1 protein-coding gene is annotated in these 307 nt (G+C 57.0%); it reads left to right on the forward strand.

The features are described from left to right. On the forward strand, nt 1–307 hold a 307-nt coding region (locus B2633_RS12605; RefSeq protein ID WP_483171060.1), incomplete at both ends, for an LCP family protein.

Raw genomic sequence — 307 nt, forward strand, 5'->3', positions numbered from 1 at the left:
CCTTGAAAGGGCCGGAAGCCGCCTGCCAGGCAGTGGGTGACCTGCTAGACACCAAGGTGGATTACTATGTCCTCACCAATTTCCAGGGATTTGCCAAGATCATCGATACCCTGGGCGGGGTGCACATCGATGTGGAAACCGATATGCGCCACCCTGACCCCAATCCTACCTTGAATATCAACCTTGCCAAAGGACCTCAGGTGCTCGACGGAGCGGATGCGTTACGCTATGTGCGCTACCGCGGAGGCCCTACAGCGGACATTGGCAGAACCGCGCGGCAGCAGAAGTTTATCAAAGCCGTTATCGC

Origin of the sequence: Syntrophomonas sp. UBA1041 (assembly GCF_002316705.1) — a bacterium.
Classification (GTDB): domain Bacteria; phylum Bacillota; class Syntrophomonadia; order Syntrophomonadales; family Syntrophomonadaceae; genus DTU019.